This window comes from Pseudomonas sp. B6(2017) (assembly GCF_002112765.1).
GTDB lineage: Bacteria > Pseudomonadota > Gammaproteobacteria > Pseudomonadales > Pseudomonadaceae > Aquipseudomonas > Aquipseudomonas piscis.
This window is the reverse complement of the sequence record NZ_NEIQ01000003.1, coordinates 169,130-193,786: the sequence shown is the minus strand read 5'-3', so window position 1 is coordinate 193,786 and position 24,657 is coordinate 169,130. Positions and strand designations below refer to the sequence as shown.

Sequence of the window (24,657 nt, the reverse complement as noted above, 5' to 3'; positions counted from 1 at the left end):
GCGCTTTTTTTCCACCTCGGGGGTGCGCCTTGCGCGAAATTGTCCTGATAAACATCACCGGCGAAGATCGTCCCGGTCTGACTGCGGCCATTACCGGCGTCCTGGCCCAGGGTGGTGTGAACATTCTCGACATCGGTCAGGCGGTGATCCACGACGCCTTGTCGTTCGGCATCCTGGTCGAGATCCCGGATGACGAGCGCAGCTCCTCGGTGCTCAAGGACATCCTGTTCACCGCCTACAAGCTCGACCAGCAGGTGCGCTTCACCCCGGTCTCCGAGGAGGATTACCAGCAGTGGGTGGCAGGGCAGGGCAAGCAGCGCCACATCGTCACCCTGCTGACCCGCAAGGTCACCGCCGAGCAGTTGCAGCGGGTGAGTTCGATCACTGCCAAGTACGGCTTGAACATCGACCATATCGATCGCCTGTCCGGGCGCATGCCCCTGGATATGCCCGCCGACCAGGGCAAGGGCTGCATCGAGTTCTCGGTGCGCGGCGAAGCTGCCGATCCCCAGGCGCTGCGGGCCGAATTCCTCAGCGTGGCCCAGGAGTTGAACGTCGACATCGCCTTCCAGGAAGACTCGCTGTTCCGCCGTAACCGGCGCCTGGCGGTGTTCGACATGGACTCGACGCTGATCGAGGCCGAGGTCATCGACGAGTTGGCCAAGGCCGCCGGGGTCGGCGATCGGGTCGCGCAAATCACCGAGCGAGCCATGGCCGGCGAGCTGGATTTTCGCGCCAGCTTCAAGGAGCGCCTGGCCCTGCTCAAGGGGTTGGACGTCAGCGTGCTGGACTCCATCGGCGCCTCCCTGCGCCTGACCGAGGGCGCCGAGACCCTGTTCGCCGAACTCAAGCGCCTGGGCTACAAGACCGCGATCCTGTCCGGCGGCTTCACCTATTTCGCCAAGCAGCTGCAAGCCAAGCTGGGCATCGACTACGTGTTCGCCAATGAGCTGGAAGTGGTGGATGGCAAGGTCACCGGCGTGGCGGTGGAGCCGATCGTCGATGCACAGCGCAAGGCCGACCTGCTGCGTGAACTGGCCCAGAAGGAAGGCTTGCGCCTGGAGCAGACCATCGCGGTCGGCGACGGTGCCAACGACCTGCCGATGCTGGGTATCGCCGGCCTGGGCGTGGCGTTCCGCGCCAAGCCGCTGGTCAAGCAGTCGGCCAAGCAGGCGATCTCGACCCTGGGCCTGGACGGCGTGCTGTACCTGTTGGGCTTGCGCGATCGTGACGGGCAGCCTTGATCGGGAGCGAGTCTTGGTCCATGAAAAACGCCGCTGATCAGCGGCGTTTTTTGTTTGCGGTGTCAGCCAGGCATCAAGCCTTGGGCGCGCCCAGGCCTTGGCCCATGCGGACTGGCGAACCGGCCGCCAGCCCTTCGGCCCACTGCACCTGGTCTGGGCCGAACAGCACGATGGCGGTGGAGCCCAGCTTGAAGCGGCCCATCTCGGCGCCTTTCTCCAGGTGGATCGGGGCGCGGGCGGCCTCGTCGTAGCGCACGGTCTTGAGCTCGCGCTTGGGTGGCGTCACTAAGCCGGCCCAGACGGTTTCGATCGAGGCGACGATCATCGCGCCCACCAGCACCAGGGCCATGGGGCCGCGCTCGGTGTCGAAGATGCACACCACACGCTCGTTGCGGGCGAACAGCTCGGGGACGTTTTCCGCGGTGGTCTGGTTGACCGAGAAGATCCGTCCGGGGACGTAGACCATTTCCCGCAGGGTGCCGGCCAGCGGCATGTGCACGCGATGGTAGTCCTTGGGGGACAGATAGATGGTGGCGAAGTCGCCGCCCATGAACGGCGCAGCCAGGGTCGGATCACCGCCCAGCAGCTCCAGGACGCTGTAGCTGTGGCCCTTGGCCTGGAATACCCGGCCATGTTCGATCGGCCCGAGCTGGCTGACGGCGCCGTCGGCGGGGCTCAGCACCGCGCCTGGAGTCGGGTCCAGCGGCCGTGCGCCGTCTTTCAGGGCGCGGGTGAAGAAAGCGTTGAAGTGCTCGTAGGCGGTCACGTCCTCGACCTGGGCCTCGGACATGTCTACCTGGTACTGCTTGGCGAACCAGCTGGTGAAGGCATTCTTGAACCAGCGCACGCGGCACTCGGCGATGCAGCCGGCCAGGCGCGACAGCAGGTGGTGAGGCAGCAGGTACTGGCTGATGATGAACAAACGCTTTTTCATTGGGTGTCCTTAAAAAACCTTAAATCTCTACGGGCGTATCGGGATGATTGCCCCATTCGCCCCACGAGCCGGCGTAGCCTTTGACCCGTGGATAGCCCAGCGCCTTGGCCACCAGGTAGGTGAAGCCGGAGCGGTGGTGGGTCTGGCAGTGGGTGATCACTTCTTTGTCTTTGCTGATGCCCAGGCTCTCGAGGATCTGCGGCATGTCACGGCGGATGCGCAGGTGGCGGGCCTGGTCCATGCCGGCGGTCCATTCGAAATTCACTGCGCCGGGAATATGCCCGCCCTTGGCGGCCAGGACCTTCTCGCCCGAATACTCCAGCGGGCCGCGGGCGTCCCAGATGGCCAGGTCGGCAGCGCCGAGGCGGCTCTGCAGGTATTCGCGGGTGGCGGTAGGTTCGTCGTGCAGGGTCAGGGGTACCGGGCCGCCGACTATTTCCGGTACCTCGGTGGATACCGGCAGGCTTTGCGCCAGCCAGGCCGGCAGGCCGCCATCGACGTAGTGATAGTGGCGGTGGCCGATTACATCCAGCAGCCAGATGAAGCGTCCGGCCCAGCCGCCGCCTTCATCGTCATACACCACGTAGACCGCGTCGGGGTTGTGTCCGAGTTCACCGAACAGCGCCTCGAGGGCGGCCTTGGGTGGCAGCAGTCCCGGGGCTGGCGCCTGGCCGAGCTGGGTACGCTTGGGATCGACGAAGCGTGCCCCGGGAATATGCCCGGTGCTGTAGCGGGCGGCGCTGGTCAGGTCGACCAGGATCAGTTCGCGGGCGTCGAGGCGGGCGAGCAGGTCGCCGGGCTCGATGACCAGCGGCAAGCCGGAAAAATCAGACATGTCAGGTCCCCAGGGCACAAAGGGTGGAATTGTAGCGCAAGCGTTACTGGCTGCGGTTGGTAAAGCTGTGCAAGGCCTTCTCGAAGCACTGGGCGGTCTTGCCGAAGGCCTGGACGCTGGTTTCGGCGAAGGGCACGCCGTCCTGGTCGGCGATCGCCAGCAGTAGAACCCGACCATTGCAGGACAGCGAGCGGATCAGCAGGTGCTCGCCACGGAACAACTGGCGCAGGGCCCCGGGCAGGTGGGGAGCGAATTGCCGATAGTTGTCCGGGGTCAGGCGGATCTGCGCGGATTTCTCCAGCAAGCGCTGTAGCAGCGGGTTTTGCTTGACTTGCAGGCTCAGTCCGGCGGCTTCCCTGGGCAGGCCATGCAACTGTTGCACTCGCAACTGGCTGTGGCTGCGATCGACCATCAGCAGCATGATCCGCCGCATGCCACATGCCGCCAGGGCATCCCGGGCAAAACCGGTGAGGTGCACGGCATTGGTGAAGGGACTCGGTTCGAGCAGCAGCTCGCTGCACAGCTGGCGCCACTTGGCCAGTTCCAGGGGCGTTGGCGCAGGTGCCGGCAGCTCGCCGTTGTGCAGGCGGCGCACGTTCCAGGGCCAGAGCAGGGCCTGGGCCGGGTGCCAGAGATCGGGCTGGCTGTCGTTGCGGGCGCTGTTGGCGGCTTGTTGGTGCAACTGTTGCTGGACCTCGGCGACCGGTATCTGCAGGTACAGGGCGGTGAGGTTCTGCCAGCGTTGGCCGTGGGGGTTGTTCCAGGAAAATTGCGCCGCCAGCGCCATGCCGTTGGCCAGCAGGACGCAGTTGGCCGGCTGGTTCAGCCAGCGCCGCAGCTCCGGGTCGTCGTCCAGGCGCTGTTGCTGGCGCAGCGGGTTATCGCTGTCGCGGGCGATCAGCATGACCTTGGCCAGCAGGTGTTGCTCGCTGGTCAGCAGGCGGTAGCCCTGTTGCACCCAGATCGGCAGGTGCCAGGCTTGAACCAGGGCTTGGCAGACCTCCATCAGGCGTACGCCGAACAATTGCAGTTCAACCTTGCGCGCTGGCTCGTGCTTATAGATGACCCGCAGCTCCCACTCTTCCATCAGCTTGGGGTAGCTCAAGGCGATGGCCCATAGAGGCGAGAGGAACAGCAGGCTGCCCCAGTGGATGTCCTGCCACAAGCGGGCCAGGCGCCCGGCAAAGAAACCGTTGGCTTGTTGGGTGGCGTGCTGGCTGATCAGCTGCAATTGCCGCAAGGCCTGGGGAATTTGCTCTTCGGGCAGGGTCGGCAGTTGTTCCAGCAGTTCCTGGGTACGCTTGAGGCCCAGGCGGTTGACCGCGATCTCCAGGTTCTCCGCCGGCTCGCTCATGCTGCCATGGGTGTGCCGGTTGGCCTCGCGGATCACGCTGAGGGCCAATGCCGGGCTATTCTGCATCAGGTCGGCGATTTCCCGCAGCGAACTGCGGTTGTTGGCGATGGCCTTGCAGACCCGGTCATGGCTGGCTTGCGGCACCGGCAGGCGCACAGCGCAGAGAAGCTTGACCCAGGCCTCTAGAGAGCTGGGGGCAGAGTGCGGGGTGCTGGTTTCATTGGACATGGTCGGGCGCAATCATCGTCTGCTGTGAACACGCCCTGAGCGGGCCAAACTGGCTTTTCACCTTAACTGGCTATAGTCTGGCGCAGTTTTGCCGATAAGTAGAAGAAGAGTTTTAAGAACTTCCGAATATGACCTTGAACCCGACTCATAAGTACTCTCCTATCTATGGCTAAAATCATCGGCATCATCGTCGTATTCGCTAGCGTGCTCGGCGGATACGTGCTTTCCCATGGCAAGATCGCAGCGCTGATCCAGCCTTTCGAGGTATTGATCATCGGTGGTGCGGCCTTTGGTGCATTCCTCCAGGCCAACCCCGGCTACATGACGATGCACGTCGTCAAGAAATCCCTGGGGATGTTCAGCTCGCGTTTCACCCATACCTTCTACCTGGAAGTGCTGGGCCTGATCTACGAGATCCTCAACAAGAGCCGCCGCGAAGGCATGATGGCCATCGAGGGCGACATCGAGGACGCGGCAGCCAGCCCGATCTTCGCCAAGTACCCGGCGGTGCTCAAAGACGAGCGCATGACCGCCTACATCTGTGATTACCTGCGCATCATGTCCTCCGGCAACATGGCTCCCCACGAGCTCGAAGGCCTGTTCGACATGGAGCTGTTCAGCCTCAAGGAAGAACTCGAGCACCCCTCCCATGCGGTGACCGGCATCGCCGACGGCATGCCCGGTTTCGGTATCGTCGCGGCGGTACTGGGTATCGTGGTGACCATGGCGTCCCTGGGCGACGGTGACCAGAAGTCCATCGGCCTGCACGTGGGTGCGGCGCTGGTAGGTACCTTCTTCGGTATTCTGGCGGCCTATGGTTTCTTCGGCCCGCTGGCCCATTCCCTGGCCCACGATGCCAAGGAAGAGCTGAACGTCTACGAAGCCATCAAGGCATCCCTGGTGGCCTCCGCTTCCGGCATGCCGCCTTCGCTGGCGGTGGAGTTCGGGCGCAAGGTCCTGTACCCGGCGCACCGTCCGAGCTTCGCCGAGCTGGAACAAGCGGTTCGCGGTCGCTAAGTCATGGAAAACAATCAGCCGATTATCATCAAGCGCGTCAAGCGCTTCGCTGGCGGTCATCACGGGGGCGCCTGGAAAATCGCCTTCGCCGACTTCGCCACGGCGATGATGGCGTTCTTCCTGGTGCTGTGGCTGTTGTCCACGGCCACCCCGGAACAGAAGATCGCCATCGCCGGTTACTTCAAGGACCCGATCGGCTTTTCCGAGAGCGGTACGCCCTACATCATCGACCTGGGCGGCTCGCCGGAACTGGCGCCGGAAAACACCCTGAATCCCGAGATCCAGTCCCAGCCACAGCCGGACAAGGTCACGGTGGACTCCGAGCAGGTGGAGGGCATGGCCGAGCAGGTCGAGCGCGAGCGTCTCGAACTGCTGCTGCAGGAGCTGCAGAACAAGGTCGAGGAAAACCCCCAACTGCAGAAGTTCAAGGACCAGATTCTTTTCGAGATCACGCCTGACGGCTTGCGCATCCAGATCATGGACGCCGAGAACCGGCCGATGTTCGACTCCGGCAGTGCCCGCCTGAAGCCGTATTTCGAAGACATCCTGCTGGCCATGGCCGACACCATCAAGGCGGTGCCGAACAAGATCAGCATCAGCGGCCATACCGATGCCACGCCTTATTCGGGCAGCGGCGAGTTTGGCAACTGGGAGCTGTCGGCCAACCGTGCCAACGCCGCTCGTCGAGCACTGGTGGCCGGTGGTTATCCTGATCCGCAAGTGGCGCGGGTAGTGGGTTTTGCTTCTTCGGCGCTGTTCGATCGCAAGGATCCGTTCAATCCGGTCAACCGGCGTATCGACATCGTGGTGCTGACCAAGCGCGCCCAGCGCGCCATCGAGGGCGAACAGGGCGACCAGAAGGCTCCGGCGCCGACCCAGGGCACTGGAGCCCCTGGCGAAGTACCGGCTGCAGCGGCCGATCCGCACGCCTTGCCGCCGGGCAGCGAGCCACTGCCGGCCCACGAAGTGCGCCAGCGCCTGAACATCTTCGAAGACGGCGTGCTGAAGATGGATGAGCAGGGCGCAGCGGGCCAGGCTCCTGCACCTGCACCTGCACCTGCACCTGCACCTGTGGCGCCGGCAGCGGCGCCCCGGTGACACTGGGAACTGCCAGGTAAAAACCACAAGGCCGCGATCATCGCGGCCTTGTGGTTTCTGCGTGGGGCAGGGTCAGTAGCTGTCGTCGGGCAGGCTGGCGATGATCGAGCGGTAGCTGTTCATCCGCTGTTGCTGGATGCGGCCATCTTCCAGGGCCTTGAGCAGGGCGCAGCCGGGCTCGCGGTCGTGCTTGCAGTCACGGAAGCGGCAGGTGCCCAGCAGGTCGTTGAACTCGATGAAACCCGCCTCGACGTCGGCGCGGCTGACGTGGCCCAGGCCGAACTCACGAATACCGGGGGAGTCGATCAGTTCGCCGCCACCGGGGAAGTGGAACAACCGGGCGGTGGTGGTGGTGTGGGTGCCCTGTCCGGAAAACTCCGACAGCGGGCCGACCCGGGTGAAGACGTCCGGCAGCAGGCTGTTGACCAGGGACGACTTGCCCACCCCCGACTGGCCGACGAACACGCTGATGCGACCATCGAGCAGCGCTTGTAGTTGCTCCATGCCGTCGCCGTGATGGGCCGAGACTTCCAGCAGCGGATAGCCCAGCTGGCGATAGACCGCCAGCAGGGCGTTGAGCGCCGGGGCGTTCTGCTCGTCGATCAGGTCGGCCTTGTTCAGCAGCAGCAAGGGGCGGATCCCGGCGTGCTCGGCGGCCACCAGGTAACGGTCGATTAGGTTGGCATGGGGTTCTGGCATGGGCGCGAAGACGATCACGATCATGTCGACGTTGGCCGCTACCGGCTTGAGCTGGCCACGGCTGTCGGGGCGGCAGAGCTCGGTGCTGCGGGGCAGTTGGGCGACGATCACCCCGATGCCCTGGTTGCCGGCGCGCCAGACCACCTGGTCGCCGGTCACCAGCGCTGGCAGGTTGGCCCGCAAGTGGCAGCGAAACACCTGGCCGGCCAGTTCGCCTTCGCGGGCCTCGACTTCGACCTGGACGCCGAAGTGGGCGATCACCAGGCCGGTCTGTTCCGGACCCAGGTCGCCCCCTTCCAGCGCCTCCATGACGGAGGACTCGCGTTTGGCGGCGCGGGCTGCGCGCTCACCCTGGATCTTTTCGATGCGCCAGTTCTGGCGACGATTGAGCTGGCGTTTGGCCATTGATGTTCCGTGTCGATAATTACGGCGATTGGGTAAAACGGCGGCGAGTTTAGCACGCCGGGCAGGCCCTCTAGGCTAAACTGCGCAACTACGCCGAGGAGCCCACCCATGCAGAACCCGCAGAACCTGATTTGGATCGATCTGGAAATGACCGGTCTGAACCCCGACACCGACGTCATCATCGAGATGGCGACCATCGTCACCGATAGCAACCTGAACACCTTGGCTGAAGGACCGGTCATCGCCATCCACCAGAGCGACGAGATCCTTGCCGGCATGGATGAGTGGAACACTCGCCAGCACGGCAATTCCGGCCTGACCCAGCGGGTGCGTGAAAGCCGCATCGACATGGCCGAGGCCGAAGCCCAGACCATCGCCTTCCTGGAGCAATGGGTGCCCAAGGGCAAGTCGCCGATCTGTGGCAACAGCATCTGCCAGGACCGGCGCTTCCTCTATCGCCACATGAAGAGCCTGGAAAGCTATTTCCACTACCGCAACCTCGACGTCTCGACCCTCAAGGAACTGGCTGCCCGCTGGGCACCCGAGGTACGCGACAGCTTCAAGAAGGGCAGCACTCACCTGGCCCTGGATGACATCCGCGAATCCATCGCCGAGCTGCAGCACTACCGCAAGCACTTCATCAAGCTCTGAACATGCAGGCGAGCGGGCTGGTTGCCTCGCGCCCGCTGCCGCCCTCTTTTGGTGCCCGCGCCAACTGAGTAGACTGCGCGCCTTCTTGAAGGGACCGCCAACATGTTGCTGATGCTTTATCTGATCGCCATTACCGCCGAAGCCATGACTGGCGCCCTTTCTGCCGGACGTCGCGGCATGGACTGGTTCGGCGTGGTGCTGATCGCCTGCGTCACCGCCCTGGGCGGCGGTTCGGTACGCGATGTGCTGCTCGGGCACTACCCACTAACTTGGGTCAAGCATCCCGAGTACCTGGTGCTGACATCGGTGGCGGCCCTGGTGACGATCTTCATCGCCCCGTTGATGCGCCACCTGCGCTCGCTGTTTTTGGTGCTCGATGCGGTCGGCCTGGTGGCCTTCACCCTGATCGGCTGCATGACGGCCCTGGAGATGGGCCACGGCATGCTGGTGGCTTCGGTCAGCGGGGTGATCACCGGGGTCTTCGGCGGCATTCTCCGGGATATCTTCTGCAACGATATTCCGCTGATTTTCCGTCGTGAGCTGTACGCCAGCGTGTCCTTCGCCGCTGCCTGGTGCTACATGCTGTGCATCTATCTGCAACTACCTAGCGAACAGTCGATCCTGATCACGTTGTTCGGCGGCTTCCTGCTGCGCTTGCTGGCGATTCGCTTTCACTGGGAAATGCCCAAGTTCGTCTACAACGACGAGCATTGACGGCTGGCATGCTGGGCCAGGGCCCACTGCACATGTTCGCGCACCAACTCCGACGGGTAGTCCTGGCGGGCCTTGAGGGCCTCCAGTACTGGAATGGTGGATGGCGCGTTGCCCAGGCCCACCGCGAGGTTGCGCAACCAGCGCTCGTAGCCGGCGCGCCGCAGCGGTGAGCCTTCGGTGCTGCTGAGAAACTGCTCTTCATCCCACAGGAACAGCTCCGCCAGCTCGGCGTTGTCCAGGTTGTGCCGGGGCTTGAAGTCGCCCTCGCCCGAGGTGCGGGCGAAACGGTTCCAGGGGCAGACGATCTGGCAGTCGTCGCAGCCAAATACCCGGTTGCCGATCAGCGGGCGCAATTCTTCGGGGATGGCGTTCTTCAGCTCGATGGTCAGGTAGGAAATGCAGCGCCGGGCATCCAGCTGGTAGGGGCCGACGAAGGCGTTGGTCGGACAGATATCCAGGCAGGCGCTGCAACGCCCGCAATGCTCGCTGGCATGGGGCTCGTCCACTGGCAGCGGCAGGTCGACGAACAGTTCGCTGAGGAAGAAGTAGCTGCCGGCCTTGCGGTTGAGGACCAGGGTGTTCTTGCCGATCCAGCCCAGGCCGGCCTGTTCGGCAATGGCTTTTTCCAGCACTGGCGCACTGTCGACGAAGGCGCGGTAGCCGAAGGGCCCGATGACCTGCTGGATGCGCTCGGCCAGTTGCTGCACGCGCTTGCGGATCAGCTTGTGGTAGTCGCGGCCCAGGGCATAGCGCGAGACGTAGGCCTTGGACGGCTGGGCCAGGCGCTGGGCCATCTGGGTGTCGCCGGGCAGGTAGTCCATGCGCAGCGAAACCACGCGCAGGGTGCCGGGCACCAGTTCCGCAGGGCGCGAGCGCTTGTTGCCGTGGGCGCCCATGTATTCCATTTCACCGTGGTAGCCAGCGGCGAGCCAGCGTTCCAGATGGCTTTCGTGTTCGGCAAGGTCCAGGCCGCTGATGCCGACTTGCTGGAAGCCCAGTTCGCGGCCCCAGTCCTTGATGGATTGGGCGAGGGCGGGAAGATCCTGGGTGATGACGGACATGAGGCGAGAGAAACCGACTACTGAGGTGCGTATAATTCTGCCAGACATCGGAGCCGGAAGACGCATGCCGCAGACAAAACACCCCTTGCCAGACATCCAACTGCTGACGGCCGGTCAGTTGCCGCGCCTGGCTGCCCGTCCAATGGACGCCCATAAGGGCCAGTTCGGCCATGTGCTGTTGATCGGTGGCGACCGGGGTTTTGCCGGCGCTGCGCTGCTGGCGGCCGAAAGTGCCTTGCGCAGCGGTGCGGGCCTGGTGTCGCTGGCCACTCGCAGCGAGCACGTGGCGGCAGCCGGCGCCCGGCTGCCCGAGGTCATGACCCTGGGTACGCACTCGGCCAACCAGTTGCTGGAGCTGCTGGCCCGGGCCACGGTATTGGTCGCCGGTCCTGGCCTGGGCCAGGGCGCCTGGGGGCGCAGCCTGCTGTCGGCGGCGGCCAATGCACCGTTGCCCCAGGTCTGGGATGCCGATGCCCTGAACCTGCTGGCCCAGGGTGGCCTGCAGGTGCCGAGCGGCAGCGTGATGACCCCGCATCCGGGGGAAGCGGCGCGACTGCTGGGGCTGGCCACTGCGGATATCCAGGCCGATCGCCCGGCGGCGGCCCTTGCCTTGAGTCGCAAGTATGGTGTGGTGGCGGTGCTCAAGGGTGCGGGCAGCCTGGTGGCCAGCCCCGATGGGCGTTTGGCCCGCTGCGATGCCGGGCATCCGGCAATGGCTACGGCCGGCCTGGGCGATGTCCTGGCTGGTTTGCTCGGCGCGTTGCTTGCCCAGGGCCTGCCGGCGTTCGAGGCAGCTTGTCTGGCGGTCTGGCTGCATGCCAATGCCGGCGAGCAGCAAGGAAAAATGGGCCGTGGGCTGGCGGCCAGTGATCTGATTCCAGCCATTCGTCAGTTGTTGGAGGAGCAAGCACCGTGTCTGAGTTAACCCTTTATCTGGCCGACGAGCAGGCCATGGTGGAATTTGGTGCACGCATTGCTCAAATCACCGGTGGCGTGGGGGTGATCTTTCTCGAAGGGGACCTGGGGGCTGGCAAGACTACCTTGTCCCGGGGGATCATCCGCGGCCTGGGGCACACCGGCGCGGTGAAGAGCCCGACCTTCACCCTGGTGGAGCCCTACGAGATCGGTGCGGTGCGGGCCTTCCACTTCGACCTGTATCGCCTGGTCGATCCGGAGGAACTGGAGTACCTGGGGATCCGCGACTATTTCGAAGGCGATGCCCTGTGCCTTCTGGAGTGGCCCCAGCGCGGTGCAGGCTTTTTGCCAAAGCCCGACCTGACCATTACCATTACCCCGCAAAACAATGGGCGTTGCGTACATCTATTGTCCCAAGGCTCGCGAGGCGAGTCCTGGTGTGCCGCTTTGGCGTTGGAATTCAAATAATTGATGGGGTTAGGTATGCGCATTCGCGCGTTGGTTGCTGTCGTAGGACTGTTGCTTACGGCATTGGCCGTCGATGCTGTGGCCGCTACACAGGTTCGCAGCGTCCGCCTCTGGCGGGCACCGGATAACACGCGATTGGTATTCGACCTCTCCGGCCCGGTTCAACACAGCGTCTTTACCCTCACGGCCCCAGATCGCCTGGTGATCGATATCAATGGCGCCACCCTCGGTGGTTCGCTGAATGTCGCCATGGCCAATACCCCGATCACTGCCATGCGTTCGGCGCAGCGAACTCCCACGGACCTGCGGGTAGTGGTGGACCTGAAGAAGGCCGTCACGCCGAAGAGCTTCACCCTGGCCCCCAATGCCCAGTACGGCAACCGCCTGGTGGTCGACCTGTTCGACAACCCGGCCGACGCAGCGCCGCCGACTGCGCCGCCGCCAGCCGTGGCTACCGTCCCGGCAGTGCCTGTCACGCCGGCAGAACCGGCGATCAAGCTGCCTCCGGCCCCGGCGGGCAAGCGCGACATCATCGTGGTGATCGATGCCGGCCACGGCGGCGAGGACCCGGGCGCGTCCGGGTCCCGTGGCCAGCACGAGAAGGACGTGGTGCTGTCCATCGCCCGTGAACTGCAGCGCCAGATCAACGGCGTCAAGGGCTACCGTGCCGAGCTGACCCGTACCGGCGACTACTTCATTCCTCTGCGGGGCCGGACCGAGATCGCCCGCAAGAAGGGCGCCGACCTGTTCGTTTCGATCCACGCCGACGCCGCGCCGTCCACGGCGGCTTTCGGTGCCTCGGTGTTCGCCCTGTCCGAGCGCGGTGCCACTTCGGAAACCGCGCGCTGGCTGGCGGATAGCGAAAACCGTTCCGACTTGATCGGCGGTGCCGGCAACGTCAGCCTCGATGACAAGGACCGGATGCTGGCCGGGGTACTGCTGGACCTTTCGATGACCGCATCCCTGACCTCCAGCCTGAACGTCGGGCAGAAGGTGTTGAACAACATCGGCCGGGTCACGCCACTGCACAAGCAGCGGGTGGAACAGGCCGGGTTCATGGTGCTCAAGTCGCCGGACATTCCTTCGATCCTGGTGGAGACCGGCTTCATCTCCAACTCCAACGAGGCCTCGAAACTGGCCACCGCCAGCCACCAGCAGGCCCTGGCGCGCTCCATCAGCAGCGGCGTGCGACAGTTCTTCCAGCAGAATCCGCCCCCAGGCACCTATATCGCCTGGCTGCGGGATTCCGGAAAGATCGCCCAGGGTCCCCGTGACCACCGGGTCAACCCGGGAGAAACCCTGGCCATGATCGCGGTGCGCTACCAGGTTCCGGCCGCTGCCTTGCGCAGTGCCAACAACCTCAAGGGCGATGAATTGAAAGTGGGGCAAGTCCTGACCATCCCCGGTACTGAACTGGCGGCCAAGGAATGAGTGAGTCAGTAGTCGGCGGTTCGCGCATCGAGCTGCTCAGCCCGCGCCTTGCCAACCAGATCGCCGCCGGCGAGGTGGTCGAGCGCCCGGCCTCGGTGGCCAAGGAACTGCTGGAAAACAGCCTCGACTCCGGCGCCCGGCGGATCGAGGTGGAGGTCGAGCAAGGTGGCGTGAAGCTGTTGCGGGTACGTGATAACGGCGGTGGTATCGCCCCTGACGACTTGCCACTGGCCCTGGCGCGCCACGCCACCAGCAAGATTCGTGAGCTGGAAGATCTCGAAGGCGTGCTCAGTCTCGGTTTTCGCGGCGAGGCCTTGGCGTCGATCAGTTCGGTGGCCCGGCTGACCCTGACTTCACGTACTGCCGAGGCCAGCGAGGCCTGGCAGGTGGAGACTGAAGGCCGTGACATGACCCCGCGGGTGCAGCCTGCGGCGCATCCGGTCGGCACCTCGGTGGAAGTGCGCGACCTGTTCTTCAATACCCCGGCCCGGCGCAAGTTCCTCAAGGCCGAGAAGACCGAGTTCGATCACCTGCAGGAAGTCGTCCGGCGCCTGGCGCTGGCGCGCTTCGACGTGGCTTTTCACCTGCGCCACAATGGCAAGACCATCTTCAGCCTGCACGAGGCCGCCGACGAGATGGCCCGGGCCCGGCGCGTGGGCACCATCTGCGGTCCGGGCTTCCTCGAGCAGGCGCTGCCGATCGAAGTCGAACGCAACGGCCTGCGCCTGTGGGGTTGGGTCGGCTTGCCGACCTTCTCGCGCAGCCAGGCGGACCTGCAGTACTTCTTCGTCAACGGCCGCGCGGTCCGCGACAAGCTGGTGGCCCATGCGGTGCGCCAGGCTTACCGTGACGTGCTGTTCAACGGCCGGCACCCGACTTTCGTGCTGTTCCTAGAGCTCGATCCCACTGGGGTCGATGTCAACGTGCATCCGACCAAGCACGAAGTACGCTTTCGTGAAGGCCGGATGGTCCACGACTTTCTGTATGGCACCCTGCACCGGGCCCTGGCTGACGTGCGTCCGGAGGATCAGCTGGCGGCTCCTGCCTCGACTGCCGAAATGGTCCGCCCAAGCGGCCTGCAGGCTGGTGAGTTCGGGCCCCAGGGCGAGATGCGCCTGGCTTCGCCGGTACTCGAGCAGCCCCAGGGCGAGCAACGTCCGGCGTTTTCCTCGAGCGCAGCGGGTGCGGGTTATCAATATCAGTACACGCCACGCCCTGCGCAGCCAGTGAATGCCGGGGAGAGCCAGGCGGTCTACCGCGAATTCTATGCGCCGCTGGAAAATGCCCCGAGCGCGAGCGGCGCGTTGCCGGAAAGCCAGGGCGACATTCCTCCCCTGGGGTATGCCCTGGCCCAGCTCAAGGGCATCTATATCCTGGCCGAGAACGCCATTGGCCTGGTGCTGGTGGACATGCATGCCGCCCATGAGCGGATCATGTACGAACGGCTGAAGGTGGCCATGGCCAGCGAGGGGCTCAGTGGCCAGCCGTTGTTGGTGCCCGAGTCGCTGGCATTGAGCCAGCGCGAAGCCGATTGCGCCGAGGAGCACGCCCAGTGGTTCCAGCGCCTGGGCTTCGAGTTGCAGCGCCTGGGCCCTGAGAGCCTGGCGATCCGGCAGATTCCCGCGTTGCTCAAGCAGGCCGAGGCCAATCGCCTGGTGCAGGACGTACTGGCGGACCTGATGGAATACGGTACCAGTGATCGTATCCAGGCCCACCTCAACGAACTACTGGGAACCATGGCCTGCCATGGTGCCGTGCGCGCCAATCGGCGCCTGGCCATCCCGGAAATGAACGCACTGCTGCGCGACATGGAAAACACCGAGCGCAGCGGCCAGTGCAACCACGGCCGGCCGACCTGGACCCAGATGGGCCTGGACGATCTGGACAAACTTTTTTTGCGCGGCCGTTGATGACCCAGCTTCCTCCCGCGATTTTCCTGATGGGCCCGACCGCGGCGGGCAAGACCGACCTGGCCATCGAGCTGACCAAGGTATTGCCCTGCGAATTGATCAGTGTCGACTCGGCGCTGGTCTACCGCGGCATGGATATTGGTACCGCCAAGCCCTCCAAGGAGCTGCTGGCGCAGTTTCCCCATCGCCTGATCGATATCCTCGACCCGGCCGAAAGTTATTCGGCGGCGGATTTTCGTACCGGTGCCCTGGCGGCGATGGCCGATATAACCGCTCGGGGCAAGATTCCGCTGCTGGTGGGGGGCACCATGCTGTATTACAAGGCGCTGCTCGAAGGCCTGGCGGATATGCCGCCGGCGGACCCGCAGATCCGCGCCGAGCTGGAAGAAGAGGCGGCGCGCCTTGGTTGGCAGGCGCTGCACGGCCAGTTGGCGGCGGTGGACCCGGAGTCCGCGGCGAGAATCCATCCCAATGATCCCCAGCGTTTGACCCGGGCATTGGAAGTCTATCGGGCCAGTGGCCTGACGATGACGGCCCATCGTCAGCGTCAATTGGCGCAAAGTACCGAAGCAGGCGCTTCGGGACACGGCCAATTGCCCTATACTGTCGCCAATCTGGCCATCGCTCCGGCGAATCGCCAGGTACTGCACCAGCGTATTGCACAAAGATTCACACAAATGTTGGAACAGGGATTCATCGATGAGGTCGTAGCACTGCGTTCGAGAAGTGACCTGCATGCCGGGTTGCCGTCTATACGTGCAGTGGGCTACCGCCAAGTCTGGGATCACCTGGATGGCAAGTTGACGTTCGCCGAAATGCAGGAGCGGGGCATCATCGCCACGCGCCAATTGGCGAAACGCCAGTTTACCTGGTTACGCAGCTGGTCCGGCCTGCAATGGTTGGACAGCTTGGATTGCGACAATCTGCCACGCGCCTTGAAATACTTAGGGACGATCTCCATATTGGGCTGAGTCCTTGCAATTGCCGTCTATCCTTGGGGGTGTGACGGCTTTGGCCATCTGTTTTCCGGTTTTTATTATTGATCCTTAAAGGAGTGCGGCACATGTCAAAAGGGCATTCGCTACAAGACCCTTACTTGAATACATTGCGTAAAGAGAAAGTTGGGGTTTCCATCTACCTGGTCAACGGCATCAAGCTGCAAGGCACGATCGAGTCCTTCGACCAATTCGTCATCCTGCTGAAAAACACCGTCAGCCAGATGGTGTACAAGCACGCTATCTCGACAGTGGTTCCAGTTCGCCCGATTCGCCTGCCTAGTGCATCCGAATCCGAACAGGGTGACGCTGAGCCAGGTAACGCCTGATAGGAGTCTCCTTTGTTCTTTGAGCGCCACGGTGGTGGTGAGCGAGCCATCCTCGTTCACTTGGAAGGTCAGGACCCTGAGGCGCGCGAAGATCCGCAGGAGTTTCAGGAGCTGGCAGTATCGGCCGGCGCCGAGACCGTCGCGTTTATCAGCGTGCCGCGTCATCGGCCAACCGCCAAATACCTGGTTGGCAGCGGCAAGGTCGAGGAATTGCGCGACCTGGTCAAAGCCGAACAGGTAGACCTGGTGATTTTCAATCATGTCCTCACGCCCAGCCAGGAACGCAACCTCGAACGCGCATTCGAGTGTCGCGTGATCGACCGCACGGGGCTGATTCTCGATATCTTCGCTCAACGAGCCCGTACTCATGAAGGCAAGCTCCAGGTCGAACTGGCCCAGCTTGAGCACATGAGCACCCGATTGGTTCGTGGCTGGACTCACCTCGAACGACAGAAAGGCGGTATCGGTCTGCGTGGTCCGGGGGAAACCCAGCTGGAAACCGACCGACGCCTGCTGCGAGTGCGTTTGCGCCAGATCAAGGCGCGCCTGGAAAAGGTCCGCAGCCAGCGTGAGCAGGCTCGTCGCGGCCGCAAACGGGCCGATATCCCCTCGGTATCGCTGGTGGGTTATACCAACGCCGGCAAATCCACCCTGTTCAATGCTGTCACCGTGTCCGATGTCTACGCGGCAGACCAGCTTTTCGCCACCCTGGATCCTACCTTGCGCCGGCTTGAGCTGGATGACTTGGGGCCGATCGTGCTGGCCGATACCGTGGGCTTCATTCGCCACTTGCCGCACAAACTGGTCGAGGCGTTCCGTGCGACTCTCGAAGAGTCGAGCAACTCCGACTTGCTGCTGCATGTGATCGACGCCCATGAGCCTGAGCGCATGGCCCAGATCGAGCAGGTCATGGTGGTGCTGGGGGAGATCGGGGCTCAAGACTTGCCGATCCTGGAGGTCTATAACAAACTCGATTTGCTCGAGGGGGTTGAGCCGCAGATCCAGCGTGATCCCGATGGCAAGCCGCAGCGGGTCTGGCTTTCGGCCCGTGACGGGCAAGGGCTTGACCTACTCAAGCAGGCCATCGCCGAGCTTTTGGGTGAAGATTTGTTCGTGGGCACCTTGCGCTTGCCCCAGCGTTTTGCTCGACTGCGAGCACAGTTTTTCCAGTTGAACGCTGTGCAGAAAGAAGATCACGACGACGAGGGTGTCAGTTTGCTGGCCGTTCGCCTGCCCCGTACCGAGTTGAATCGGCTGGTCAGTCGCGAAGGATGGCAACCGTCGGACTTCATCGAGCAACACACTTTGCAATAAAAGCCTGGGCATGCGGTTGTGCCGCTGTAGCAGGCATTCTGTAGCATTGGCCGGCGCGCCGTGGGCGCGTCTTTGCTTTATCAGATGGAGAGCGCTATGGCTTGGAATGAGCCGGGTGGCAACTCGAATAATCAGGACCCTTGGGGCGGTAAGCGCCGCAATAACGGCGATCGCAAGGGCCCGCCAGATCTCGACGAGGCCTTCCGTAAGCTGCAGGAAAGCCTGAATGGGTTGTTCGGTGGTGGTAAGAAACGTGGTGATGACGGCCCCAGCTCCGGCAAGGGCGGTGGTTTCGGCTTGCTGGGCATTGGTCTTGTGGTGTTGGCGGCGGCATGGCTGTACAGCGCCGTCTACGTCGTCGACGAGCAGGAGCAGGCCGTGGTGCTGCGCTTCGGCAAGTATTACGAGACCGTTGGCCCGGGCCTGAACATCTATTTCCCGCCGATCGATCGCAAGTACATGGAAAACGTCACGCGTGAGCGTGCCTACACCAAGCAGGGCCAGATGCTGACCGAGGACGAGAACATCGTCGAGGTGCCACTGACCGTGCAGTACAAGATCAGTAACCTGCAGGACTTCGTGCTGAACGTCGACCAGCCGGAGATCAGTCTGCAGCACGCGACCGACAGTGCCCTGCGCCATGTGGTGGGCTCCACCGCCATGGACCAGGTGTTGACCGAGGGTCGTGAACTCATGGCCAGCGAGATCAAGGAGCGTCTGCAGCGTTTCCTCGACAACTATCGCACCGGTATCACCGTGACCCAGGTGAACGTGCAGAGCGCGGCGGCCCCGCGTGAAGTGCAGGAAGCCTTCGACGACGTGATCCGTGCTCGTGAAGATGAGCAGCGTTCGCGCAACCAGGCTGAAACCTACGCCAACGGCGTGGTTCCTGAAGCTCGCGGCCAGGCCCAGCGCATTCTCGAGGATGCCAACGGTTACCGCGACGAGGTGGTCTCGCGCGCCAAGGGTGAGGCCGATCGCTTCACCAAGCTGGTCGCCGAGTACCGCAAGGCGCCAGAGGTCACTCGCCAGCGCCTGTACCTGGACACCATGCAGGAAGTCTTCAGCAATACCAGCAAGGTGCTGGTGACCGGTGGCAAGGGCGGGCAGAACAACCTGCTGTACCTGCCGTTGGACAAGATGATCGACAGTGGTCGTAGCGGTGGCTCCTCGGTAACGGGCTCTGCTTCTACTTCCAGCAATGAAGCGAATGCGCGCGCGGCGGTTGAGCATATGCAGCAACAGCAGCAGACGCGTTCTAGGGAGAGTCGCTGATGAGCAATAAATCGCTGATCGCCCTGATCGTGGGTGTAGTCGTGGCGGTGGTTGCCTGGAACAGCTTCTACATCGTGGCTCAGACCGAGCGCGCGGTGTTGCTGCAGTTCGGTCGTGTGGTCCAGGCCGATGTCCAGCCTGGCCTGCATGTGAAAGTGCCCTACGTGAACCAGGTGCGTAAGTTCGATGCACGCCTGATGACCCTGGATGCACCGACTCAGCGCTTCCTGACCCTGGAAAAGAAAGCGGTGATGGTGGATGCCTACGCCAAGTGGCGGGTGAAGGACGCCGAGCGTTTCTACACCGCGACTTCCGGTCTCAAGCAGATCGCTGACGAGCGCCTGTCCCGCCGCCTGGAATCGGGCCTGCGCGACCAGTTCGGTAAGCGCACCCTGCACGAAGTGGTGTCGGGTGAGCGCGATGCGCTGATGGCCGACATCACCGGCTCGCTGAACAAGATGGCGGAGAAGGAACTGGGCATCGAAGTCGTGGATGTCCGGGTCAAGGCCATCGACCTGCCCAAGGAAGTGAACCGCAGCGTGTTCGAGCGGATGAGCACCGAGCGTGAGCGTGAGGCTCGCGAGCATCGCGCCAAGGGTAACGAGCTGGCCGAAGGTATCCGTGCCGACGCCGATCGTCAGCGCCGTGTACTGCTGGCCGAAGCCTATCGTGAGTCCGAAGAGGTGCGCGGTGATGGCGACGCCCAGGCTGCGGCTATCTATGCCAAGGCCTACGGCCAGGATCAGGAGTTCTACGCCTTCTACCGTAGCCTGCGAGCCTACCGTGAAAGCTTCGCGAACAAATCCGACGTCATGGTCTTGGATCCGAGCAGCGACTTCTTCCACTACCTGGAAAAGTCCAAGCCTTGATCCGCCCTTGGCCCAAGGGCACCCCGCCGGGCGGCTAAAACGCCTCGCGGGGTGATCCTTTGGGAAAACGGGTGTATGATGCGGCAGCCGGGAAATTCCCGGCTTTTTTGCGTCTGCATGTTTGATTGGCCGTGGCTCGTTCAAGAGTCCGGCGAGATTTTTCGAGGAAAAGGGTCTGTACAGCCGATTTCTGGCTGCCTGTCCGGCTGAGCTCGCGTCGGATGCGACTGTTTTCTGCTTCACTCTAAGGCTGGCCCCAGGCTTGCCGCCCGGACCATAGGGGAATGGCGTAATGGCAACGGTAGACCGCTGGCTGCTGCCAGATGGCATCGAAGAAGTATTGCCGCCGGAAGCGGCGCGCATCGAAGTAGCGCGTCGTCAGGTGTTGGATCTGTTTCAGAGCTGGGGTTACGAGTTTGTCGTCACTCCCCATATCGAATACCTGGAATCCCTGTTGACGGGCGCCGGCCAGGACCTGGACCTGCGCACCTTCAAGGTCATCGATCCGCAATCGGGCCGGCAAATGGGGTTCCGTGCCGACATCACGCCACAAGTGGCGCGTATCGACGCCCACACCCTGCGTCGTGAAGGGCCGAGCCGCCTGTGCTACGCCGGCAGCGTGCTGCATGCCCAGCCGCGGGCCCTGTCGACTTCCCGTAGCCCGATCCAGCTGGGTGCCGAGTTGTACGGCGACGCCAGCCCAAGCAGCGACGTCGAGGTCATCAGTCTGATGTTGGCCATGCTGCAGCTGGCCGAGGTGCCGGATGTGCACATGGACCTGGGCCACGTGGGGATCTACCGTGGCCTGGCCCAGGCTGCCGGCCTGTCCGGCGCCGTGGAGCAACAATTGTTCGACGCCTTGCAGCGCAAGGCGATCGATGAGGTCATCAGCCTGACCGAAGGGCTGCCGGCGGACCTGGCGCAGATGCTGCGTTCCCTGGTGGACCTGTGCGGTAGCCGTGAAGTGCTGAGCGATGCTCGCCGTCGCCTGGCCGGTGCGCCGACTCCGGTGCTGGTGGCCCTGGATGAGCTGCTGACGATTGCCGAGCGCCTGTCGGTGCGTTTCCCGGATCTGCCGCTGTATTTCGATCTTGGTGAACTGCGTGGCTATCACTACCACACTGGGGTGGTGTTCGCGGTATTCGTCCCTGGCGTGGGTCAATCCATCGCCCAGGGCGGTCGCTACGATGACATCGGCGCGGATTTCGGGCGTGCCCGGCCGGCTACCGGTTTCTCCACCGACCTCAAGACCCTGGTGACCCTGGGGCGTGCCGAGATCGAATTGCCGTCGGGTGGTATCTGGATGCCCGACAACACCGACGCAGCACTCTGGCAGACCGTCTGCCAGTTGCGCAGCGAAGGCCAGCGCGTTGTCCAGGCCTTGCCTGGGCAACCCTTGGCCGCTGCCGCGGAAGTGGACTGCGACCGGCAATTGGTTCAGCAAGATGGTATTTGGCAAGTATTGCCACTGGTTTCCTGAGTTTTCCTGCCGGCTCTCGCCGGCACCAAGTTTGCGCGAATGAGGACAAATGTTATGGGTAAGAATGTCGTAGTCCTGGGCACCCAGTGGGGTGATGAGGGCAAAGGCAAGATCGTTGATCTGCTGACCGAACATGCCGCCGCCGTAGTGCGCTACCAAGGTGGCCACAACGCCGGCCATACCCTGGTGATCGACGGTGAGAAGACCGTTCTGCACCTGATCCCGTCCGGCGTGCTGCGCGAGGGCGTGCAGTGCCTGATCGGCAACGGCGTAGTGGTGGCTCCGGATGCCTTGATGCGTGAAATCGTCAAGCTGGAAGAAAAAGGCGTACCGGTACGCGAGCGCCTGCGCATCAGCCCGTCCTGCCCGCTGATCCTGTCCTACCACGTAGCGCTGGACCAGGCCCGCGAGAAAGCCCGCGGCGAAGCCAAGATCGGCACCACCGGTCGTGGCATCGGCCCGGCCTACGAAGACAAGGTGGCTCGCCGCGGCCTGCGCATCGGCGACCTGTTCCACCGCGAGCGTTTCGCCGCCAAGCTGGGCGAGTTGCTGGACTACCACAACTTCGTCCTGGTCAATTACTACAAAGAGCCGGCCATCGACTTCCAGAAGACCCTGGACGAGTGCATGGAGTACGCCGAGCAGCTCAAGCCGATGATGCTCGACGTCACCGCCGAACTGCACCAGCTGCGTCGCGACGGCAAGGACATCATGTTCGAAGGCGCCCAGGGTTCGCTGCTGGACATCGACCACGGCACCTATCCGTACGTCACCAGCTCCAACACCACCGCTGGCGGCATTGCCACCGGTTCTGGCGTGGGTCCGATGTACATCGACTACATCCTGGGCATCACCAAGGCCTACACCACTCGTGTTGGCTCGGGCCCATTCCCGACCGAGCTGTTCGATGACGTCGGTGCCTTCCTGGCCAAGCGTGGTCACGAGTTCGGCGCCACCACTGGCCGTGCCCGCCGCTGCGGTTGGTTCGATGCCGTGATCCTGCGTCGCGCCATCGACGTCAACAGCATTTCGGGCCTGTGCCTGACCAAGCTGGACGTACTGGACGGCCTGGAAACCATCAATATCTGCGTTGGCTACAAGAACCAGGATGGTGCAGTCATCGACGCGCCAACCGACGCCGACAGCTACATCGGCCTGGAGCCGGTGTACGAGCAGATGCCGGGCTGGAGCGAGTCGACCCTGGGCGTCAAGACCCTGGAAGAGCTGCCGGCCGCCGCCCTGGCCTACATCAAGCGCATCGAAGAGCTGGTCGGCGCGCCGATCGACATTATCTCGACAGGCCCGGACCGCAACGAGACTATCGTCCTGCGCCATCCGTTCGCTTGATAAGCTGTTGATGTAGCAAACAAAGGGCCCCTAATGGGGCCCTTTGTCGTTTCTGCCTGCCGCACGGCACGACCCTTGCTGGGAAATCCACTTCTAGAGTGCCATCAGAATAATGGCGTCAAAAGTAGAGGGATTTCCTGTGTCGGCCGTTCTCTCACTGTTACAAAGCCGTTTACTACGGCCTGTATTCGTTACTCTCGGTATCGCCCTTTTGGTGCAAGTGCTGGTCGCCGTTGCCCTGACCCGGAGCACGGTGACAGCCCTGGAGGCAAACCTGGCTTCGCGCCTGGGCGGTGACAGCCAGAAGCTCGCGGGGGAGCTGGAGCAGGCGGGCAAGGAGGTCACATCCAGCCTGGAGAGCCTGTCCGCCAGTACTCGCCAGCGGCTTACGGCTGGCTTGTCGTCGCGGCTCAAGGAGGAGCAGGTACAGCTGCGCGACGCGCTGGAGAAAGACCTGAAGGATTCCGCCAACGATATGGCCCAGTTGCTGGCCTCGGTGGCGCCTCGGGCCATGTGGGACAACGATGTGCCAACCTTGTCCGAGTTCGCGCGGCGGGCCCAGCGCAATCCTAGCGTGCTCTTCGTGGTGTATGACGATGCCACGGGTGCGCACCTGACTCGCTACCTGAACCGGGAAAACCCCATCAACCGCGCCCTGCTGGAGAAGGGCAAGGGCGATCGGGCCCTGGACAAGGTCCTGGATGCGGCGAAGAACGATCCTTCGGTCTACTACATCGAGGCCTCGATCAATCCCAATGGGGTGGAGATCGGGAAGGTGCTGATGGGGGTATCCACGGCATCCGTGGAGGCAGACATCGCGGCGCTGGACCAGCGCTTCACGGCCTTGATCGCGAGCAGCGACCAACTCGTTGGCGACAGTCTCAAGGGGGCTTCCGCCGACAGTTCGGCGGCGATGCGTTCACGGCTGCAGTCGGCCCAGGGCACGGCGGCCCAGATGCAGGCCAACACTGCCAGTACCGTGCAAGAGGCGGCGGCCACCCTGCGTTGGCAGATTGGCGTAGGCCTGGCCTTGGTAGGCCTGGCGTTGCTGCTGTTGCTGGCGGTGGTGCTGGGGCGGCGGGTGGTCAACAAGCTGCACCTGCTGATTGCCGCGCTCAATGACCTGGCGGCCGGTGAGGGCGACCTGACCAAGCGCGTGCCACTCAACAGCAACGATGAGATCGGCGACATGGCCTCGGCGGTGAATCGCTTCGTCGACAAGTTGCAGCCGATCGTCCGTGAGGCGGGTGATGTGGCGCAGCGCACTGGCGTCGAGATTGGTGCGATGAGCTTGCGTAATGCCGGTGCCGATGCGGCGGCCGAGGCCCAGCGCGACGAGGTGGCGGAGAGCCTGCGGGCCCTGTCGCACATGGCTGATGAGGCCCAGGCGGAAAGCCAGGCCATGCAGGCCGCGTTGCAGCAGGTGGTGGAGATCCGCCAGGCCACCGACGAGACCACCCGGACTTCGGAGCAGGTCGGTAGCTTGATCGAGGCCCTGGCCGGGCAGGTGGATACCGGGGCCAAGGTGATCGAGCGCTTGGCCCAGCAGAGCGAGCAGATCGAGGTGGTGCTGACGGTGATCCATGGCATCGCCGAGCAGACCAACCTGCTGGCGCTGAACGCGGCGATCGAGGCGGCGCGGGCCGGGGAGACCGGGCGCGGTTTTGCGGTAGTGGCGGACGAAGTGCGGGCCTTGGCCAGCAAGACCCAGAGTTCCACTGGCGATATCCAGGCCCATATCGGCGCTTTGCAGCAAGGTGCGCGCGAAGCGGTGGCGGCTATCGGCCAGGCTGGGCGCCAGGCCAGCGAAGGCTTGCTGGTGCTGCGCGACAGCGCTCGATTGCAGCAGTCGGTGCAGTCGTCGGTGGAGCAGGTGCACGCTGCCATTGGCTTGGCTACCCAGGCTGCGGCGCAACAAGCCCAGGGCGCGCAGGCGGTGCGTGGACGAGTGGAGACCATTCATGCCCAGGCCGAGCGTGCGGCCCAGGCGGTGGTGGAAACCACCGCCAGCGGCAAGGTGCTGGACGGCCTGGCGGCGCAGCTCAAGGCCAGCCTGGGCCAGTTTCGCGCCTGAGGTCGGTACT

At 63.6% G+C, this 24,657-nt stretch carries 22 protein-coding genes; 17 read left to right on the top strand and 5 right to left on the bottom strand.

Translation table 11 applies throughout. From position 1 onward, the window contains the following. The first annotated feature begins 29 nt into the window (after positions 1–29). Positions 30–1,244 carry a phosphoserine phosphatase SerB gene (serB, locus tag CAG11_RS06490; RefSeq protein WP_022641353.1) on the top strand — a complete coding sequence of 405 codons (1,215 nt, stop codon included), beginning with the start codon at positions 30–32 and terminating at the stop codon, positions 1,242–1,244. Between the two features lie 73 nt (positions 1,245–1,317). Here the strand turns inward: serB and asd are convergent, their stop codons facing one another. Genes asd through CAG11_RS06475 form a run of 3 tightly spaced genes read right to left on the bottom strand, consistent with a single transcriptional unit; the run spans position 1,318 to position 4,595 of the window. Beyond that, on the bottom strand, positions 1,318–2,178 hold the full coding sequence (gene asd / locus CAG11_RS06485) for an archaetidylserine decarboxylase (protein ID WP_053132362.1): 861 nt from the start codon (positions 2,176–2,178) through the stop codon (positions 1,318–1,320). 19 nt (positions 2,179–2,197) lie between these two features. Continuing rightward, positions 2,198–3,013: a thiosulfate sulfurtransferase gene (rhdA, locus tag CAG11_RS06480; RefSeq protein ID WP_085595514.1), complete on the bottom strand. Its 816-nt coding sequence runs from the start codon at positions 3,011–3,013 to the stop codon at positions 2,198–2,200. Between the two features lie 43 nt (positions 3,014–3,056). Continuing rightward, a complete protein-coding gene (locus tag CAG11_RS06475) occupies positions 3,057–4,595 on the bottom strand; it encodes an HDOD domain-containing protein (protein ID WP_085595512.1) in 1,539 nt (512 codons plus the stop codon). Between the two features lie 165 nt (positions 4,596–4,760). On the opposite strand from CAG11_RS06475, the gene motA reads away from it, so the two are divergent. Together motA and motB are read left to right on the top strand one after the other, a co-directional pair. Further along, a complete protein-coding gene (gene motA / locus CAG11_RS06470; RefSeq protein WP_022641357.1) occupies positions 4,761–5,612 on the top strand; it encodes a flagellar motor stator protein MotA in 852 nt (283 codons plus the stop codon). Between the two features lie 3 nt (positions 5,613–5,615). After that, positions 5,616–6,710, top strand: coding sequence for a flagellar motor protein MotB (gene motB / locus CAG11_RS06465; protein ID WP_085595510.1), 1,095 nt, complete (start codon positions 5,616–5,618; stop codon positions 6,708–6,710). A gap of 72 nt (positions 6,711–6,782) precedes the next feature. Here the strand turns inward: motB and rsgA are convergent, their stop codons facing one another. Further along, positions 6,783–7,814 carry a small ribosomal subunit biogenesis GTPase RsgA gene (gene rsgA, locus CAG11_RS06460; protein ID WP_085595508.1) on the bottom strand — a complete coding sequence of 344 codons (1,032 nt, stop codon included), beginning with the start codon at positions 7,812–7,814 and terminating at the stop codon, positions 6,783–6,785. Between the two features lie 108 nt (positions 7,815–7,922). Between rsgA and orn the strand changes: the two genes are divergently transcribed. Further along, positions 7,923–8,465 carry an oligoribonuclease gene (gene orn / locus CAG11_RS06455; RefSeq protein ID WP_022641360.1) on the top strand — a complete coding sequence of 181 codons (543 nt, stop codon included), beginning with the start codon at positions 7,923–7,925 and terminating at the stop codon, positions 8,463–8,465. Between the two features lie 102 nt (positions 8,466–8,567). After that, complete coding sequence (locus CAG11_RS06450) at positions 8,568–9,179, top strand: trimeric intracellular cation channel family protein (RefSeq protein WP_022641361.1); 612 nt, start codon at positions 8,568–8,570, stop codon at positions 9,177–9,179. On the opposite strand, the gene queG is transcribed toward CAG11_RS06450, so the two are convergent. Beyond that, positions 9,161–10,240 (bottom strand): tRNA epoxyqueuosine(34) reductase QueG, encoded by a 1,080-nt coding sequence (queG, locus tag CAG11_RS06445; RefSeq protein WP_053132359.1) that lies wholly within the window; start codon positions 10,238–10,240, stop codon positions 9,161–9,163. The two genes, CAG11_RS06450 and queG, sit on opposite strands and share 19 nt — an antisense overlap. Positions 10,241–10,304: 64 nt before the next feature. Here queG and CAG11_RS06440 point away from each other — a divergent pair, with 64 nt between their 5' ends. The 12 genes from CAG11_RS06440 to CAG11_RS06385 all read left to right on the top strand — a co-directional run bounded on the left by CAG11_RS06440 (position 10,305) and on the right by CAG11_RS06385 (position 24,647). After that, complete coding sequence (locus tag CAG11_RS06440; RefSeq protein WP_085595506.1) at positions 10,305–11,165, top strand: NAD(P)H-hydrate dehydratase; 861 nt, start codon at positions 10,305–10,307, stop codon at positions 11,163–11,165. Next, positions 11,153–11,623: a tRNA (adenosine(37)-N6)-threonylcarbamoyltransferase complex ATPase subunit type 1 TsaE gene (gene tsaE, locus CAG11_RS06435; RefSeq protein ID WP_031320622.1), complete on the top strand. Its 471-nt coding sequence runs from the start codon at positions 11,153–11,155 to the stop codon at positions 11,621–11,623. The genes CAG11_RS06440 and tsaE overlap by 13 nt, the downstream gene beginning before the upstream one ends. A gap of 3 nt (positions 11,624–11,626) precedes the next feature. Then, positions 11,627–13,054: an N-acetylmuramoyl-L-alanine amidase gene (locus CAG11_RS06430; RefSeq protein ID WP_207245095.1), complete on the top strand. Its 1,428-nt coding sequence runs from the start codon at positions 11,627–11,629 to the stop codon at positions 13,052–13,054. Then, on the top strand, positions 13,051–14,964 hold the full coding sequence (gene mutL / locus CAG11_RS06425) for a DNA mismatch repair endonuclease MutL (RefSeq protein WP_085595502.1): 1,914 nt from the start codon (positions 13,051–13,053) through the stop codon (positions 14,962–14,964). Before CAG11_RS06430 ends, mutL begins: the two co-directional genes overlap by 4 nt. Next, the gene (miaA, locus tag CAG11_RS06420; protein ID WP_085595500.1) at positions 14,964–15,935 is read left to right on the top strand and encodes a tRNA (adenosine(37)-N6)-dimethylallyltransferase MiaA; all 972 of its coding nucleotides are present in this window, start codon (positions 14,964–14,966) and stop codon (positions 15,933–15,935) included. The genes mutL and miaA overlap by 1 nt, the downstream gene beginning before the upstream one ends. Before the next feature lie 92 nt (positions 15,936–16,027). Continuing rightward, positions 16,028–16,288 (top strand): RNA chaperone Hfq, encoded by a 261-nt coding sequence (gene hfq / locus CAG11_RS06415; RefSeq protein ID WP_007921378.1) that lies wholly within the window; start codon positions 16,028–16,030, stop codon positions 16,286–16,288. Between the two features lie 12 nt (positions 16,289–16,300). Further along, positions 16,301–17,602 (top strand): ribosome rescue GTPase HflX, encoded by a 1,302-nt coding sequence (gene hflX, locus CAG11_RS06410; protein ID WP_022641367.1) that lies wholly within the window; start codon positions 16,301–16,303, stop codon positions 17,600–17,602. Positions 17,603–17,698: 96 nt separating this feature from the next. Beyond that, positions 17,699–18,877, top strand: a complete 1,179-nt coding sequence (gene hflK / locus CAG11_RS06405) for an FtsH protease activity modulator HflK (protein ID WP_022641566.1) — start codon at positions 17,699–17,701, stop codon at positions 18,875–18,877. Then, complete coding sequence (gene hflC / locus CAG11_RS06400) at positions 18,877–19,746, top strand: protease modulator HflC (protein WP_085595497.1); 870 nt, start codon at positions 18,877–18,879, stop codon at positions 19,744–19,746. Before hflK ends, hflC begins: the two co-directional genes overlap by 1 nt. A 292-nt stretch (positions 19,747–20,038) precedes the next feature. Beyond that, positions 20,039–21,226, top strand: a complete 1,188-nt coding sequence (locus CAG11_RS06395; protein ID WP_085595495.1) for an ATP phosphoribosyltransferase regulatory subunit — start codon at positions 20,039–20,041, stop codon at positions 21,224–21,226. Positions 21,227–21,280: 54 nt separating this feature from the next. Next, positions 21,281–22,573 carry an adenylosuccinate synthase gene (locus CAG11_RS06390; RefSeq protein ID WP_022641569.1) on the top strand — a complete coding sequence of 431 codons (1,293 nt, stop codon included), beginning with the start codon at positions 21,281–21,283 and terminating at the stop codon, positions 22,571–22,573. A 139-nt stretch (positions 22,574–22,712) separates the two neighbouring features. After that, on the top strand, positions 22,713–24,647 hold the full coding sequence (locus tag CAG11_RS06385) for a methyl-accepting chemotaxis protein (RefSeq protein WP_085595493.1): 1,935 nt from the start codon (positions 22,713–22,715) through the stop codon (positions 24,645–24,647). The last annotated feature ends 10 nt before the right edge of the window (positions 24,648–24,657 follow it).

What these genes read in the sequence shown, in the direction of transcription:
- asd (WP_053132362.1), bottom strand. Translation starts at nt 2,178, where the DNA reads ATGAAAAAGCGTTTGTTCATCATCAGCCAGTACCTGCTGCCTCACCAC.
- rhdA (WP_085595514.1), bottom strand. Translation starts at nt 3,013, where the DNA reads ATGTCTGATTTTTCCGGCTTGCCGCTGGTCATCGAGCCCGGCGACCTG.
- CAG11_RS06475 (WP_085595512.1), bottom strand. Translation starts at nt 4,595, where the DNA reads ATGTCCAATGAAACCAGCACCCCGCACTCTGCCCCCAGCTCTCTAGAG.
- motA (WP_022641357.1), top strand. Translation starts at nt 4,761, where the DNA reads ATGGCTAAAATCATCGGCATCATCGTCGTATTCGCTAGCGTGCTCGGC.
- motB (WP_085595510.1), top strand. Translation starts at nt 5,616, where the DNA reads ATGGAAAACAATCAGCCGATTATCATCAAGCGCGTCAAGCGCTTCGCT.
- rsgA (WP_085595508.1), bottom strand. Translation starts at nt 7,814, where the DNA reads ATGGCCAAACGCCAGCTCAATCGTCGCCAGAACTGGCGCATCGAAAAG.
- orn (WP_022641360.1), top strand. Translation starts at nt 7,923, where the DNA reads ATGCAGAACCCGCAGAACCTGATTTGGATCGATCTGGAAATGACCGGT.
- CAG11_RS06450 (WP_022641361.1), top strand. Translation starts at nt 8,568, where the DNA reads ATGTTGCTGATGCTTTATCTGATCGCCATTACCGCCGAAGCCATGACT.
- queG (WP_053132359.1), bottom strand. Translation starts at nt 10,240, where the DNA reads ATGTCCGTCATCACCCAGGATCTTCCCGCCCTCGCCCAATCCATCAAG.
- CAG11_RS06440 (WP_085595506.1), top strand. Translation starts at nt 10,305, where the DNA reads ATGCCGCAGACAAAACACCCCTTGCCAGACATCCAACTGCTGACGGCC.
- CAG11_RS06430 (WP_207245095.1), top strand. Translation starts at nt 11,627, where the DNA reads ATGGGGTTAGGTATGCGCATTCGCGCGTTGGTTGCTGTCGTAGGACTG.
- mutL (WP_085595502.1), top strand. Translation starts at nt 13,051, where the DNA reads ATGAGTGAGTCAGTAGTCGGCGGTTCGCGCATCGAGCTGCTCAGCCCG.
- miaA (WP_085595500.1), top strand. Translation starts at nt 14,964, where the DNA reads ATGACCCAGCTTCCTCCCGCGATTTTCCTGATGGGCCCGACCGCGGCG.
- hfq (WP_007921378.1), top strand. Translation starts at nt 16,028, where the DNA reads ATGTCAAAAGGGCATTCGCTACAAGACCCTTACTTGAATACATTGCGT.
- hflK (WP_022641566.1), top strand. Translation starts at nt 17,699, where the DNA reads ATGGCTTGGAATGAGCCGGGTGGCAACTCGAATAATCAGGACCCTTGG.
- hflC (WP_085595497.1), top strand. Translation starts at nt 18,877, where the DNA reads ATGAGCAATAAATCGCTGATCGCCCTGATCGTGGGTGTAGTCGTGGCG.
- CAG11_RS06395 (WP_085595495.1), top strand. Translation starts at nt 20,039, where the DNA reads ATGGCAACGGTAGACCGCTGGCTGCTGCCAGATGGCATCGAAGAAGTA.
- CAG11_RS06390 (WP_022641569.1), top strand. Translation starts at nt 21,281, where the DNA reads ATGGGTAAGAATGTCGTAGTCCTGGGCACCCAGTGGGGTGATGAGGGC.